General features: G+C 42.5%; 11 protein-coding genes. 8 read left to right on the top strand and 3 right to left on the bottom strand.

Features of this window, described 5'->3' with window-relative positions:
* The first annotated feature begins 83 nt into the window (after positions 1-83).
* Positions 84-908: a 4,5-DOPA dioxygenase extradiol gene (gene ygiD, locus M1F05_RS16825; RefSeq protein WP_206083694.1), complete on the top strand. Its 825-nt coding sequence runs from the start codon at positions 84-86 to the stop codon at positions 906-908.
* A gap of 843 nt (positions 909-1,751) precedes the next feature.
* On the opposite strand, the gene M1F05_RS16820 is transcribed toward ygiD, so the two are convergent.
* From M1F05_RS16820 to tolC, 3 genes are all read right to left on the bottom strand, one after another.
* The gene (locus tag M1F05_RS16820; RefSeq protein ID WP_206083695.1) at positions 1,752-2,915 is read right to left on the bottom strand and encodes a glutathionylspermidine synthase family protein; all 1,164 of its coding nucleotides are present in this window, start codon (positions 2,913-2,915) and stop codon (positions 1,752-1,754) included.
* A 6-nt stretch (positions 2,916-2,921) separates the two neighbouring features.
* On the bottom strand, positions 2,922-3,626 hold the full coding sequence (locus tag M1F05_RS16815) for a DUF1190 family protein (protein ID WP_047755625.1): 705 nt from the start codon (positions 3,624-3,626) through the stop codon (positions 2,922-2,924).
* Positions 3,627-4,026: 400 nt separating this feature from the next.
* Entirely contained in the window at positions 4,027-5,418 is a 1,392-nt protein-coding gene (tolC, locus tag M1F05_RS16810) for an outer membrane channel protein TolC (RefSeq protein WP_206083696.1), read from the bottom strand.
* A 309-nt stretch (positions 5,419-5,727) separates the two neighbouring features.
* Here tolC and nudF point away from each other — a divergent pair, with 309 nt between their 5' ends.
* From nudF to ftsP, 7 genes are all read left to right on the top strand, one after another.
* Positions 5,728-6,366 carry an ADP-ribose diphosphatase gene (gene nudF / locus M1F05_RS16805; RefSeq protein WP_206083697.1) on the top strand — a complete coding sequence of 213 codons (639 nt, stop codon included), beginning with the start codon at positions 5,728-5,730 and terminating at the stop codon, positions 6,364-6,366.
* A gap of 837 nt (positions 6,367-7,203) precedes the next feature.
* Positions 7,204-8,043, top strand: coding sequence for a 3',5'-cyclic-AMP phosphodiesterase (cpdA, locus tag M1F05_RS16800; protein WP_206083698.1), 840 nt, complete (start codon positions 7,204-7,206; stop codon positions 8,041-8,043).
* Positions 8,044-8,049: 6 nt separating this feature from the next.
* Positions 8,050-8,631, top strand: coding sequence for an esterase YqiA (yqiA, locus tag M1F05_RS16795; protein WP_206083699.1), 582 nt, complete (start codon positions 8,050-8,052; stop codon positions 8,629-8,631).
* Between the two features lie 87 nt (positions 8,632-8,718).
* Positions 8,719-10,614 (top strand): DNA topoisomerase IV subunit B, encoded by a 1,896-nt coding sequence (gene parE, locus M1F05_RS16790; protein ID WP_206083700.1) that lies wholly within the window; start codon positions 8,719-8,721, stop codon positions 10,612-10,614.
* A 34-nt stretch (positions 10,615-10,648) separates the two neighbouring features.
* The gene (parC, locus tag M1F05_RS16785; protein WP_206083701.1) at positions 10,649-12,904 is read left to right on the top strand and encodes a DNA topoisomerase IV subunit A; all 2,256 of its coding nucleotides are present in this window, start codon (positions 10,649-10,651) and stop codon (positions 12,902-12,904) included.
* A 97-nt stretch (positions 12,905-13,001) separates the two neighbouring features.
* Positions 13,002-13,742: a 1-acylglycerol-3-phosphate O-acyltransferase gene (locus M1F05_RS16780; protein ID WP_206083702.1), complete on the top strand. Its 741-nt coding sequence runs from the start codon at positions 13,002-13,004 to the stop codon at positions 13,740-13,742.
* Positions 13,743-14,093: 351 nt separating this feature from the next.
* A complete protein-coding gene (gene ftsP / locus M1F05_RS16775) occupies positions 14,094-15,512 on the top strand; it encodes a cell division protein FtsP (RefSeq protein ID WP_206083703.1) in 1,419 nt (472 codons plus the stop codon).
* Positions 15,513-15,555 lie beyond the last annotated feature (43 nt).

Raw genomic sequence — 15,555 nt, 5'->3', positions numbered from 1 at the left:
ATACTCATAATTAGGCCACTGTGTTTTTTGCACAAAAGCGTATGCTGTAAGCAGAAATTAATTGAGTTGGAGTTGAAATCATCATGTCGGTAAATACTTCAGTCGTGAATAACAAGATCCCCGCGATTTTCATAGGCCACGGTAGCCCAATGAATGCGATAGAGGATAATCCTTATACCAAAGCATGGGAGCAGCTCGGCAAAACCTTACCTCGTCCAAACGCGATATTGGTGATTTCAGCGCACTGGTATACGCGCGGCACGGCAGTGACCTCGATGTTAAAGCCTAAAACTATCCATGATTTTGGTGGGTTTCCAGAGGCGTTATACCAAATTGAATACCCAGCGCCAGGTTCACCAGAACTTGCCCAGCAAGTTGCAGATTTACTCGCACCAGAACCTATTTTCCTTGATAAGGAAGAGTGGGGGCTTGACCACGGGACATGGGAAATTTTAGTACGCATGTACCCAGAGGCAGATATTCCCGTGATCCAGCTAAGCATTGATGGCACAAAACCTGCAACTTGGCACCATGAATTAGGCAAGAAGTTAGCGATACTCAGAGAGCAAGGTGTATTGATTATGGGCAGTGGCAATGTGGTGCACAATCTTCGTGCTATGAACTGGCAAAATGACCAAGCAGAGCCTTATCCATGGGCTTTGTCTTTTGAACAGTTTGTCTACGATAACTTGCAAAGTAAAGCGATCCCACATCCACTAACTAAAGGGTTAGAAAGGGAAGATGGCAAATTATCAAACCCATCGGTGGAACACTACTTGCCTATTTTACCAATTTTAGGCACTTGGGATGGTGAAGAAGAGGTAAGCACTCCGATTGAAGGAATTGTATCGGCATCGTTGAGTATGTTGTCGGTCATCGTCGGCTCTTCCTCGTCATATTTCGAGTAATCACTACGTTGGCTTCACGCAGCTACCCTAGTCACATACTTATGTATGCTCCTAGGGATAGCTTTGTTTTGCCGCCTTGCGCTAACTCGAACTATTTAGAGGAATGCCTTCGTTGTGTTTATAGGAATATTGTCGTCATATTTCGAGTGATCACTACGTTGGCTTCACGCAGTTACCTTAGTCACATACTTATGTATGCTCCAAGGGATAGCTTTGTTTTGCCGCCTTGCGCTAACTCGAACTATTTAGAGGAATGCCTTCGTTGTGTTTATAGGAATATTGTCGTCATATTTCGAGTGATCACTACGTTGGCTTCACGCAGCTACCCTAGTCACATACTTATGTATGCTCCTAGGGATAGCTTTGTTTTGCCGCCTTGCGCTAACTCGAACTATTTAGAGGAATGCCTTCGTTGTGTTTATAGGAATATTGTCGTCATATTTCGAGTGATCACTACGTTGGCTTCACGCAGTTACCCTAGTCACATACTTATGTATGCTCCTAGGGATAGCTTTGTTTTGTCGCCTTGCGCTAACTCGAACTATTTAGAGGAATGCCTTCGTTGTGTTTATAGGAATATTGTCGTCATATTTCGAGTAATCACTACGTTGGCTTCACGCAGCTACCCTAGTCACATACTTATGTATGCTCCTAGGGATAGCTTTGTTTTGCCGCCTTGCGCTAACTCGAACTATTTAGAGGAATGCCTTCGTTGTGTTTATAGGAATATTGTCGTCATATTTCGAGCCAACCGTACGGATATTTTAGGTTGTCATATTTTTTTAAGACATAAAAAAGCCCAAACAAAATCAATTGCTTGGGCTTTTGTGATCTAGCTATTGATCAGTCTATGATCGTATGTGGATAAAAGCGGGACAGATCTTGGGTGATCAGCTCTTTATCTTCACGAATACAAATTCCAGCAGGTTGATCATTTACCAACCAACTCCCGACTAAGGTATAGCTACCTTCAAATTTCGGTAGTGGGTGGAATTGTTGAATAATCATCCCTTCTTCACCATATGGGCCATCCGCAGCGGCAATTTCTTTGCCATTTTCAATAATACGGATATTAGCACCTTCACGGGAAAATAGTGGTTTAATCACGTACTTATCGAGCTCTGGCTGCGTTTTACCATCCGCAAAATAGGCTGGGAGTAGGTTAGGATGATCTGGGAACATTTCCCATAACATCGGCAGCAATGCTTTGTTTGAAATAATGCTCTTCCATGCAGGCTCTAACCAGCGAACACCAGCATCTTGCAGTTTGGTAGAAAAAATTTCACGCAGCATAAATTCCCATGGATACAGCTTAAACAGATTACTGATAACCTGATCTTGCGTATCAGTGAATTCGCCTCTTTCACCTAAACCGATTTCATCGATATATAAGAACTCGGTAGCAACACCCGCTTCGTTGGCACAGTCTTGTAAATATTGTACTGTGCCACGGTCTTCTTCTGTATCACGACAGCAAGACATATGCAGCAAACGGAAACCGTGTTGATCTTTAAGCTGAGTAAAACGCTCGATCAACTGTTCTTGAATGCTGTTAAATTGATCCGCATTTTCAGGCAGCTTACCAGCTTCAATTTGATCTTCTAACCAGATCCATTGGAAGAATGCAGATTCATATAAAGACGTTGGCGTGTCTGCGTTATTTTCCAGTAACTTAGGAGGATTAACTCCGTCGTAGGCAAGATCAAGCCTTGAATACAGTGAAGGCTGCTCACTTTTCCAAGAACTACGAACAAATTCCCAGCAGTGCTTAGGAATTTGAAAACGTGCGAGTAATTCATCACTTTCAATAACACGCTCAACCACTTTTAGGCACATTTGATGCAGTTCAGCGGTTGCATCTTCAATCTCTTCGATCTGTGCCATAGTGAATTGATAATACGCATCTTCAGACCAGTACGGCTCGCCGTACATGGTGTGAAATTCAAAACCAAACTCGGAGGCTTTTTCGCGCCAATTTGGGCGCTCAACAATGGGAACTCGTTTCATTACTGATCAACCACCCATTGAGCGGGAAGAAGAAGTTGATTTTGCAGATGAAGACGAACGTTGTGCCATCGCTTGTTTATTAACAGTGTCACCAAAACCACCACGAGTGACGGTTGATGTGGTCGGTGGCTTTGGTGCCATTGCGGTTTTTGGTACGCTCATTGAACGACCACCTGCAACCGCAGGGCCATAGCTTTTACCTGATGCATCGACAAATTTGCCGTTTGCAGGACTTGCTGGGTTTTTCGAGCTAAACAACGGCTGAGATGCTGCGCTACCGCCCATCATACGACCCATCATATAACCCATCATTAATGGCATCCACATGCTGCCGCCGCTGCTTTGTGCTTGTGCAGTTTGCTCGCCATTGGTTGAACTTGTACCTGCAAGACCTGCTTGGGCAGGGGCTTGAGTACACATAGACTCACCAAATTCAGCAATACAGTCAGCTTGTGTTGCATATTTAGGTGCAGTTTTTGCCGCTTCTTGTAATGCATTGTTATAAGCCAACGTGCACTGTTCTGCTTGAGATGGGTTCGCTTGGCTACAATCTTGTGCATTGGTATACAGAGATACCGTTTCATCGCTTTCTTCACAGGCAGAAAGCATAAATACGGCACTGACAGCAACAGCAACAGGCGCTAAACGGTATGAACGCCAAGACTTGCGGAAGGCGTTTTGATTAATATCTTTAGTACGCTTCATGGTCATGGTAATTACCCTGAATAAAATTTAAGTAAGATGTTTTATAAGTTACCTCTAGGATAGGGGATAAACGCTGAAAATTAAAGCAGAAATATAGAGGAAATAGATTGAAATTATCATTTTTGTAACTTTCTTCTCTTTTTTGAGGAAAGGTTGATTAAAACTGAAAAAGAAATGGAGTATTTCCATTGAATATCAATGAATTAATTTAAGCTTGTTTTTTGAGCTATTTAATAATAACTAAAGTGAGAATTAACTGAATTTTATAAGTGAGGGAAGGGAAAACTGTTTTAACTGATTCAATTGAAGCAAAACGAGTGATTTAGAGGGTTTTCTTTATGCTTTGATAAAAAATAACCCGCCAAAACAGCGGGTCATTCTATTTATCTAAAACTAAACGATCAAATTATTTAATTTTAGGGGCATTGGTATTACGGATAATGCTGCTTGGCTCAGTGGAAATTTCTTTACCTAAGTTAGCATTTAAGCGTGCAATGTCATCTTCGTTTAATGTGCCGCGAGCAAATTCAATATTCAGTTGGTTAATCATATAGTCATAACGTGCGTTAGACAGATTTTGCTTCGCTTGGTACAGCGCAGTTGTTGATGTTAATACGTCAACAATTGTACGTGTACCCACTTGGTAACCTGCTTCCATCGCATCTAATGAGCTTTGTGCAGACACAACCACTTGTTTGTATGCATTGATGCTACTGATAGATGAAGAGACGTTATTAAATGATGAACGAACTAACTGAACCACGTTACGGTAAACACTTTCCAGTTGCTCACTCGCACCTTGGAAACCGTATTGTGCTTGTTCAACTTGTGAACTCGTTGCACCACCCGTGTATAAAGGAATGCTTAAGTTTAAGCCAATGCTGTTTTGCCCATTATAACTGTTGCTTGCACCTTTACCTGTTAAGCTATTGTTGTAACCACTACCATGGTTATAGGTATTGGTTACTGCGGTTGATGCATCAAGACTCACCGTTGGCATATGGCCTGTTTCTGCTAAACGGATATTTTCACGAGAAACGTCTTGAGCCAAACGTGCACTTAATAAGCTAAGGTTGCGCTCTTCTGCTTCTTTTAAGATAGCGTTGATGTCGCCCAACTCAGTGGTTTTAAAGCGCTCGATATTTAAAGATGCCAGTTGGTTATAGTATACACCGCTGACTTGACGCAGTTTTTCAATCGCATTTTCTAAGTCGTTACGACCTGCAACTTCTTGTGCGATAACGCTATCGTAGTTTGCACGGGCGTTTTGCACGTCAGTAATCGCCACAAGGCCAACGTTAAAACGTTGAGTAACTTGGTCTAATTGGCGGTAAACCGCTTCTTTATTGGCTTCAATATAAGATAGCGCGTCAATTGCTTTTAAAACGTTAAAGTAAGCAGTTGCGGTATCTAAAATTAATTGTTGCTGGCTAGTCTGGTAAGTGACATCAGAAATCCCAGCCGTTTTTTCTTGAATCGTCAGTTGACGCCATTTCGACATGTCAAAAACAGTTTGCGTTAATTTCAGTGATGCATTTAAACCGGTACTTTCGGTGTTATTCGCATCGCGGTAACCACTACCGTAACTTGCCCCTGCGCCTAAACCTAATTGAGGTAATAATGGGCTGCGAGCTTCATTAATTTTTTCAAAAGCTTGATTACGTTCAGCTAATGATTTTCTTAACTCAGGGTTACTTTCTTTCGATTTTTGGTAAACCTGCAGTAAATCGTCTGCGTAGCTATTGGTACTGAGACCCACAAAACTCATCGCAATTAAAAGGGGAAGCAGTTTCTTCATTTTGATTCCTTGATTAAACAGCAAATTAAGTTGAGCCTGTTGCCTAAAACGTACCATGCCTAATTGAGGCCTTTGATATAAAAATATGCGTTTTAGAGACAATCATAAAAAAACAGACCCTATGTTGCTCTTAGATTTGAATAATGGCGCTTATTGTAGCAGAGGTTCGTTTGAATTCACGGTAGCCTTTTGTGCCATTTTGTCTCAATTTTATTAAACATTACCTCATCTGAGGTTAAAAAACCTTAAAAACAGTTTTAATCCACAATTATTTCCTTAAGATGGAAATCAGTGTGTTTGGAGAATGCAATGACAAATAAAATAGAACAGCCAATTAAATATGGCAAAAATGATGTTGAAATTATATCCAAGCGTAAATTATTTAACGGTTTTTTTCAAATGATGGAATACCGATTTCGCCACAAATTGTTTGCTGGTGGATGGAGTAACGAAATTTGCCGTGAAGTTTTTGAACGTGGTCACGCGGGTGTTGTTTTACCCTATGATCCGCAAACCGATAATGTTGTGCTAATTGAACAAATTCGCTTTCCAGCAATAGAAACCAGCGAAACGCCGTGGTTGCTCGAAGCCGTAGCAGGGATGATTGAAGAAAATGAATCCCCAGAAGAGGTCATTCGCCGTGAAGCAATAGAAGAAGCGGGCCTTGAGATCCGCCATGCGGAAAAAGCGCTCAGCTACCTTTCAAGCCCTGGCGGGACAACAGAGCGCATGCACGTATTTGTTGGCGAAGTCGATAGCACTCAAGCTGAAGGTATCCACGGTTTAGCCTCAGAAAACGAAGATATCAAAGTTCACGTTATTAGCAGAGAAAAGGCATACCAGTGGGTAGAAAATGGCACAATTGATAATGCAGCAACAGTCATTGCCATTCAGTGGCTACAGCTCAACTATCAAAAACTTAATGAAAAATGGATGAAACTATCTTAAAGAACAATTAATCTAGTGAAGTGTGTGCTGATTAGCAGATATTTAACTAATTACTCGTCATACTTCAATTACTCGTCATACTTCAAGCTGCAAGTGTGTTGGCTACACTGCGCAACCCAAGTCACATACTTATGTATGCTCCTTGGGCTTGCTTAGCTTGCCGCCTTCTTGCAACTTGAATTATTTAGAGTAATTCAGTGCATTGCTAGGGCGCGTAGTTGTTCAATACGTGTAATAAGTTAGGTTTTACAGCAAGTTGCAAGTGTGTTGGCTACACTGCGCAACCCAAGTCACATACTTATGTATGCACCTTGGGCTTGCTTAGCTTGCCGCCTTCTTGCAACTCGAATTATTTAGAGTAATTCAGTGCATTGCTAGGGCGCGTAGTTGTTCAATACGTGTAATAAGTTAGGTTTTACAGCAAGCTGCAAGTGTGTTGGCTGCACTGCGCAACCCAAGTCACATACTTATGTATGCTCCTTGGGCTTGCTTAGCTTGCCGCCTTCTTGCAACTCGAATTATTTAGAGTAATTCAGTGCATTGCTAGGGCGCGTAGTTGTTCAATACGTGTAATAAGTTAGGTTTTACAGCAAGTTGCAAGTGTGTTGGCTACACTGCGCAACCCAAGTCACATACTTATGTATGCTCCTTGGGATAGCTCCGATTGCCGCCTTCTTGTAATTTGAATTATTTAGCGTAATTCAGCGTGTTGTTTTAGGGTGTTATGAAAAGAATTCATAAGTTAGATAGGTGAACTGCAAGTGTGTTGAGTTTTTGTATAGTTGTAATGAATAGAATAGATTAGGCATAAACAATATTTATGGAAAAGGAAGACTTTTGGATAGCCAGCTTGAAGTGACTGCAAAGCACTCTAATGTAGTGAGAATTTTACAGGTTACTGATACGCATCTGTTTGCTGATACAGAAAACACCCTTTTAGGTGTAAATACGTATCGAAGCTATCAGGCGGTACTTGATGCTATCGCAGCACAAAATCTCCCAATTGACTTGATCGTTGCGACAGGGGATTTGGTTCAAGACCAATCACCAAAAGCTTATCAACACTTTGCAAAAGGCATCGAACGTATTCCTGCACCTTGTGTTTGGCTCCCTGGAAATCACGATTATCCTCCTGCAATGGTCGAAAGCCTGCGAGTGGCTGGGATTTCGAGTGCGAAGCAAATCTTGATTGGTGACGAGTGGCAAATTCTTATGCTGGACAGCCAATTGCAAGACGTCCCTCACGGAGAGCTTTCTGAGCAGCAGTTGGAATGGATGAAAGTGAGTTTAGATGCGGAACCACAACGCACTACATTAGTGATGCTGCATCATCACCCTCTGCCATCGGGCTGTACATGGCTTGATCAGCACAGTTTAAGAAACTCACATATCTTAGCGGATTATTTAAAAAATTATCCGAACGTGAAAGCGATGCTTTGCGGGCACATTCATCAGGAAATGGATGAAAATTGGCATGGAATTCGTTTATTAGCGACCCCATCGACTTGCGTGCAATTTAAGCCGCACTGTACGAATTTTGCATTAGATACTGTTTCGCCTGGTTGGCGATACCTTGAATTAAGCGTGAACGAAAAAGGGCAAAGGCATATTACGACAACGGTGCATCGCTTAGAGACACGTGAGTTTAGCCCTGATCTAGACTCAGACGGTTATTAATTCACTATGGCCACGTTACTTTACATTCATGGCTTTAATAGCTCGCCTTTATCGGCAAAAGCGACTCACTTAAAACAATGGATTGAGGTCAATTATCCACACATTGATATGATTGTGCCTCAATTACCCAATTTCCCTGCGCAAGCCGAAGCGATGTTGGATGAGATTATTCAACAGCATCGTCATGAGCGCATTGGTTTAGTTGGCTCATCGCTTGGCGGTTATTTTTCGATTTGGTTTTCAGAGCGTTATCACCTTCCCGCAGTGGTAGTCAACCCTGCTGTACGCCCGTTTGACTTGCTGAAAGACTATTTGGGTGTCAATATTAATCCCTATACTCATGAACAATATGTTCTGGAACCAAAACATATTGGCGAGCTAAAATCACTGCATATTGAACAGCTTTCTGCATCTCATCGAATTTGGCTGTTACAACAAATGGGTGACGAAGTACTTGATTATCACGAAGCTGTTACCTATCTTTCAAAGTGTAAACAGACTGTGGAACCTGACGGTAATCATGCCTTTACTGGTTTTGACGCTTACTTTTCTCAAATTGTCCATTTTCTTCAATTAGTAGAGAAATAGTGCTAAAACGCATGAACACTGTTATTATCACCAGTAACTCACTGATTGAATAGTTCAATTAACCACCAATTACCGCAGAATGACAACATGACTCAATCTAGTTATAACGCAGAGGCTATTGAAGTCCTCAGTGGTTTGGAGCCTGTTCGCCGTCGTCCGGGGATGTATACCGATACCTCGCGGCCGAACCATTTGGCTCAAGAAGTAATTGATAATAGTGTCGACGAAGCGCTTGCTGGGCACGCGGGGCACATTGAAGTTATTTTATACGCAGATCAATCCCTTGAAGTGATTGATGACGGGCGCGGAATGCCAGTCGACATTCACCCAGAAATGAAAGTCTCCGCAGTTGAATTGATTTTAGGTCAGTTGCACGCAGGAGGAAAATTCTCTAATAAAAACTACCAATTTTCAGGTGGTTTGCATGGTGTGGGTATTTCCGTCGTCAATGCGTTATCAAAACGTATTGAAGTGACTGTGCGCCGTGATAGCCAAGTTTACCAAATCGCCTTTGAAAATGGTGATAAAGTCGAAGATTTGCATGTAATTGGTACTTGTGGGAAGCGTAATACAGGTACCAGCGTGCATTTTTGGCCTGATGGAAGCTATTTTGATAGCCCGAAATTTTCAGTTTCTCGTCTAACTCATAACTTAAAAGCCAAAGCGGTTTTATGCCCTGGCGTGAAAATCACGTTTAAGGATCAGCTCAATAATACAGAGCAAAGCTGGTGCTACAGTGATGGGTTAACGGATTATTTGATGGAATCCGTTGATGGCTTAGAAACCTTGCCAGAAAAACCCTTTACTGGCGAGTTTTCCAGTGAAACGGAAGCGGCGCAATGGGCACTATTATGGCTACCAGAAGGTGGTGAGCTACTCACTGAAAGCTACGTGAACTTGATTCCAACAGCACAAGGCGGTACTCACGTAAATGGGTTGCGCCAAGGCTTGCTTGATGCGATGCGTGAATTCTGTGAATTCCGTAATATCCTGCCTCGTGGTATAAAATTATCTGCGGATGATATCTGGGAGCGCTGTACTTATGTGCTTTCAGTTAAGATGCAAGACCCACAATTTGCGGGGCAAACCAAAGAGCGTTTGTCTTCACGCCAATGTGCTGCTTTTGTTTCTGGGGTGGTCAAAGACGCCTTTAGTCTGTGGTTAAACCAAAATGTGCAAATTGCCGAGCAACTTGCAGAAATGGCGATTTCAAGCGCCCAACGTCGGATGCGTGCTGCGAAAAAAGTGGTGCGTAAAAAGCTGACAAGCGGCCCTGCATTACCAGGTAAGCTGGCGGATTGTAGCTCGCAAGATTTAAGTATGACAGAGTTGTTCCTTGTTGAGGGGGATTCGGCAGGGGGCTCAGCGAAGCAAGCCCGTGATCGTGAATATCAAGCGATTATGCCGCTTCGCGGTAAGATACTGAATACATGGGAAGTCTCTTCTGATGAAGTACTAGCTTCACAGGAAGTTCATGATATTTCGGTGGCGATTGGTATCGACCCTGACAGTGAAGATTTAAGCCAGCTACGTTATGGCAAAGTGTGTATCCTTGCGGATGCGGACTCGGATGGTTTGCATATCGCCACATTATTGTGTGCGTTATTTGTACGCCATTTCCCAACGTTAGTGAAAGCGGGGCATGTGTATATGGCAATGCCGCCGTTGTATCGTATCGATTTAGGCAAAGAAACCTTTTACGCATTAGACGAAAGCGAAAAAAATGCGGTTCTCGACAGGTTAAGCCGTAAACGTGGGAAACCAAACGTTCAGCGCTTTAAAGGGCTGGGGGAAATGAACCCACTGCAATTGCGTGAAACCACGTTGGATCCCAATACTCGTCGCCTTGTTCAGTTGATCATCGATGATGAAAACTACCAAGAAACCCTTGCAGTGATGGACATGCTTTTGGCGAAAAAACGTTCAGAAGATCGCCGTAATTGGCTGCAAGAAAAAGGCGATATGGCTGAAATTGATGTCTAACATCCTGCGATAAAAAGAGTAAGGAACGAATTGAATGAGTGAAATTACTCATGATGGTGTGGAGCGTTTACCGCTTCATGCTTTTACTGAAAGTGCCTACCTAAACTATTCGATGTACGTCATTATGGATAGGGCGTTGCCATTTATTGGTGATGGGTTAAAACCTGTTCAGCGTCGTATTGTGTATGCGATGTCGGAACTTGGCCTCAGTAATAGTGCAAAATACAAAAAATCGGCGAGAACCGTCGGTGATGTGTTAGGTAAATATCACCCACATGGTGATATTGCGTGTTATGAAGCAATGGTGTTGATGGCGCAGCCGTTTTCTTATCGCTATCCATTAGTGGATGGGCAAGGAAACTGGGGGGCTCCAGATGATCCAAAATCATTCGCCGCGATGCGTTATACGGAATCACGTTTATCTAAATACGCAGAAGTATTACTTAGCGAGTTAGGTCACGGTACTGTTGACTGGGTACCCAACTTTGACGGCACGATGAACGAGCCGAAAATGTTGCCTGCACGTTTACCCAATATTTTGTTAAATGGGACAACGGGTATTGCGGTCGGGATGGCAACGGATATTCCACCACACAATGCCCGTGAAGTGGCGGAAGCTTTGGTCGCCTTACTGGAAAAACCGACCCTGAATCTTGATGAGATCATGGGGTATATACCAGGCCCAGATTTCCCAACAGAAGCCGAAATTATCTCTTCCCGTGAAGATATTCGTAAAATCTATCAAAACGGCCGTGGCTCAGTACGCATGCGTGCCGTGTGGGAAAAAGAAGATGGCAATGCGGTCATTACAGCATTACCTCATCAGGTTTCGGGAGCCAAAGTTCTTGAGCAAATCGCTAGCCAAATGCGTGCGAAGAAATTGCCGATGGTGGAAGATTTACGTGATGAATCTGATCATGAAAATCCAACTCGTTTAGTGATTGTTCCACGCAGTAATCGGGTTGACCTTGAACAAGTGATGACCCACTTATTTGCGACAACGGATTTAGAAAGAAGCTACCGCGTTAACCTCAACATGATTGGTTTAGATAACCGCCCTGCGGTGAAAGGCTTGGTTGAGATACTAACGGAGTGGATTACTTATCGTCGTCAAACTGTACGTAACCGCTTGAACCATCGTTTAGACAAAGTCTTAAGACGCCTACATATTTTAGACGGTTTATTAATTGCTTATCTAAACATTGATGAAGTTATTGAAATCATTCGTACTGAAGATGAGCCCAAACCTGTGTTGATGTCTCGCTTTAATATTTCGGACACACAAGCAGAGGCTATCTTAGAGCTAAAATTACGTCATTTAGCCAAACTGGAAGAGATGAAAATCCGTGGTGAACAAGACGAATTAGCGAAAGAGCGTGATGAGTTACAAGCGATTTTAGGTTCAGAGCGTCGTTTGAATACGTTAATTAGAAAAGAAATTCAGGCTGATGCGAAAGCTTATGGTGATGACCGTCGCTCTCCACTCCAAGAGCGTGAAGAAGCGAAAGCGATGAGCGAACATGAAATCCTGCCATCAGAGCCGATTACAGTTGTGCTGTCTGATATGGGTTGGGTGCGCAGTGCGAAAGGCCATGATATTGAGCCAACCAACCTGAACTATAAAGCGGGTGATGGTTTTAAAGGTGCTGCCCGCGGTAAATCAAACCAAGCTGCAGTATTCCTTGATACCACTGGGCGTAGCTATTCGGTTGATCCTCTGGAATTGCCATCTGCGCGTAGCCAAGGTGAGCCTCTTACGGGTAAATTAACGTTGCCACCAGGCGCAACGATTGAGCACGTCTTAATGGCGCCAGAAGAGCAAAAATACTTGATGGCATCAGATGCGGGTTATGGATTTATTTGCACATTTAATGATTTAGTGACAAAAAACAAATCCGGTAAGGCACTGATTTCATTACCTGAAAATGCCAAAGTATTGGCACCGATTGAGCTAAATAACGAGCAAGAAGACTTGTTATTGGCAATCACGAAAGCAGGGCGTATGTTAATATTCCCTGTGGCAGATTTGCCTCAGCTTTCAAAAGGTAAAGGGAATAAAATTATCAATATTGCGGGCGCACAAGCGGCAAGTGGTGAAGATGTATTAACATGGTTGATGCTTTTACCTGTTGGTGCTTCAATGACGCTGCATTTTGGTAAACGAAAACTGAAATTTAAAGCCGAAGATCTACAGAAATACCGTTCGGAGCGTGGCCGTAAAGGGACATCCTTGCCTCGTGGAATGCACAATATCGAGCGTATCGATATCGAACCTGTAGATAAGGTATAACAATAAGTTTGATGGGTGCCCTATCAAGGCATTGTATTTGGCACCGAAGGTTAAAATTCATCGCGGGGCGCTGAGGCTCCGCTAATTTGGGGTTAGTATGTTAGCGCTTATTAGAGCGATTATTGTTATTATCTACACCATCCTCGTTTGTGTGGGCGGAGGCATTTATTGCTTATTCAGCCCACGTAATCCAAAACACGTGATGACATTCGGTCATATGTTTGGGCGCTTATCCGTTGTTTTTGGTATAAAAGTTATCAACCGCGTGCCTAAAAAGGCGAAAGGCTATGGTCCAAGTATTTATATTGGTAACCACCAAAACAACTACGATATGGTCACGATGTCGAATGGTGTGTTGCCTAGAACAGTCACAGTTGGTAAAAAGAGCTTGGTGTTCATCCCTTTCTTTGGTTTTTTATATTGGATCACGGGGAATATTTTGATTGATCGTGCGAATCGTTCGAAAGCGCATAACACAATCTCTCAAGTGGCAAACCAAATCAAAAAACGTAAGATTTCAGTGTGGATGTTCCCCGAAGGAACACGCAGCCGTGGCCGCGGTTTACTCCCATTCAAAACGGGGGCTTTCCATGCCGCTATAGCAGCTGGAGTGCCGATTGTTCCCGTGTGTGTATCTAGTACACAGGGCAAAATTAAGCTAAATCGCTGGAACAATGGCAATGTTATTATTGAGATGCTAGAGCCTATCGATACCTCAGCCTATAGCCGTGATCAAGTTAGGGAGTTATCGGAGTATTGTCATTCATTGATGGAAGCTAAAATCAAAGAGCTTGATTTAGAAGTGGAAGAAATGAATAAGCAAGCTAAAAAACCGTAATAAATTAATTGGATGCTATAAAAAGGGCGATGGAAATCATTGCCCTTAGTTTTATCTGTGTGTGCCAACTAACATCAAGCCAATAACCATTTCTTTGCCATATATTCATCCCTAATTAATAAACCATACAATTTATAATTCTATTAATTAAATTTTTATATATTAGAAAGATATTTTTAGAATTTAATCTTTTTTCGCGATATCATGGCTCACAAAATTAGCGAAGTAACAAATTGTTGTCTCTAAGTCGTATTATTACTAGCGCCAATCTAAAATTAGCCAATTCATAGGCTGAAAATCTCGAATATTAAAAAATAAAATGCGCTGGAATGTTTGTTTAGCGGAGAATTTATGTCATTCAATCGATGCCAAACCCTAGTAGCGGTAGGGGTGGCTCTGTGTGTGTTTTATGCGCCAATTAATGCGAGTGCCGAAGGTGAAACGGCATTGCCTGTTCCTCCACTGTTAGAATCTCGGTCTGGACAGCCGCTTTTTTTAACACTACAAAAAGTTCATTGGTCTTTTGATGGAAAATATTCTGCGGATGTATGGGGGATAAATGGTTCTTCCCCAGGCCCGACGGTGAAAGTCAAAAATGGCGATGATATCAAGTTAATATACAGCAATCGTTTACCCGAAGCGGTTTCAATGACCATCAGTGGGCTGCAGATACCTGGCACGCAAATTGGTGGTGCAGCAAGGTTAATCTCCCCTAATGCGGATTGGTCTCCAGTGATCCCAATTCGCCAAAATGCGGCGACGCTTTGGTACCATGCAAATACGCAAGGAAAAATGGGGCAGCAAATCCATAATGGGTTGTTGGGTATGTGGATTATCGAAGATGATGTTACAAAAAACCTTCGTTTACCTAACCATTATGGCGTAGATGATTTTCCAGTGATCATTCAAGACAAACGGTTGGATAACTTTGGTGTTCCTGAATATAAAGCCAATGAAAATGGTTTCCTCGGGGATACATTATTAGTCAATGGTGTACAAAACCCCTATATTGAAGTATCTCGCGGCTGGGTACGCTTAAGGTTATTAAATGCATCAAATTCACGTAATTATGTAATGAAAATCAGTGATGGTCGCCCATTTGCGATGATTGCCTCGGATCAAGGGTTATTAACGGTTCCAGTGAATGTTCAAGAGTTACCTCTTGCACCAGGTGAAAGGCGTGAAGTATTAATTGATATGGCTAAAACGCAGGAACTGAGTATTACTGCTGGCGAATCTGCTACGTTTATGGATAGATTAAAAGGATTGTTTGAGCCTTCGAATAGCTTAATTTCGACGAATGTGTTGACCATTAAAGCGACAGGTTTGATGTCATTGGTAACCGATGGTTTGCCAACGCAATTGACGGAAGATAAGACGCAAGTTACCTCCAGTATTACACAAAGAGACATTCACCTTAATGATGGTTTTGGTATTAATAATGCAGCCATTGATACCCGTCGTGTGGATATTACCAGCCGCCAAGGAAATTGGGAGCGTTGGATTGTCACCACAAATGAACCTCAAGCATTTCATATTGAGGGTGTACGCTTTAAAATTATTAATCGGAATGGGCAACCTACGCCACCTGAAGATTACGGTTGGAAAGATACAGTTTGGGTGAATGGCCGTACTGAATTATTAGTACAAATGATGCAACCATCCTACAACCATTTTCCATTTTTATTTTATAGCCAAAACTTGGAAAAAGCGGATCTAGGCTCAGTTGGTCAGATGGTAGTTGCACCACAAGAAGCGATGCAATACTAATTATTTATAGGCAAAACAAAAAGCAGGTACTGTATTCAGAACC

The sequence above is a fragment of the Providencia sp. PROV252 genome, from assembly GCF_033676005.1.
Taxonomy (GTDB): domain Bacteria; phylum Pseudomonadota; class Gammaproteobacteria; order Enterobacterales; family Enterobacteriaceae; genus Providencia; species Providencia vermicola.
Note: the sequence above shows the minus strand (reverse complement) of the source record. Positions and strands in the feature narration are given on the sequence as shown.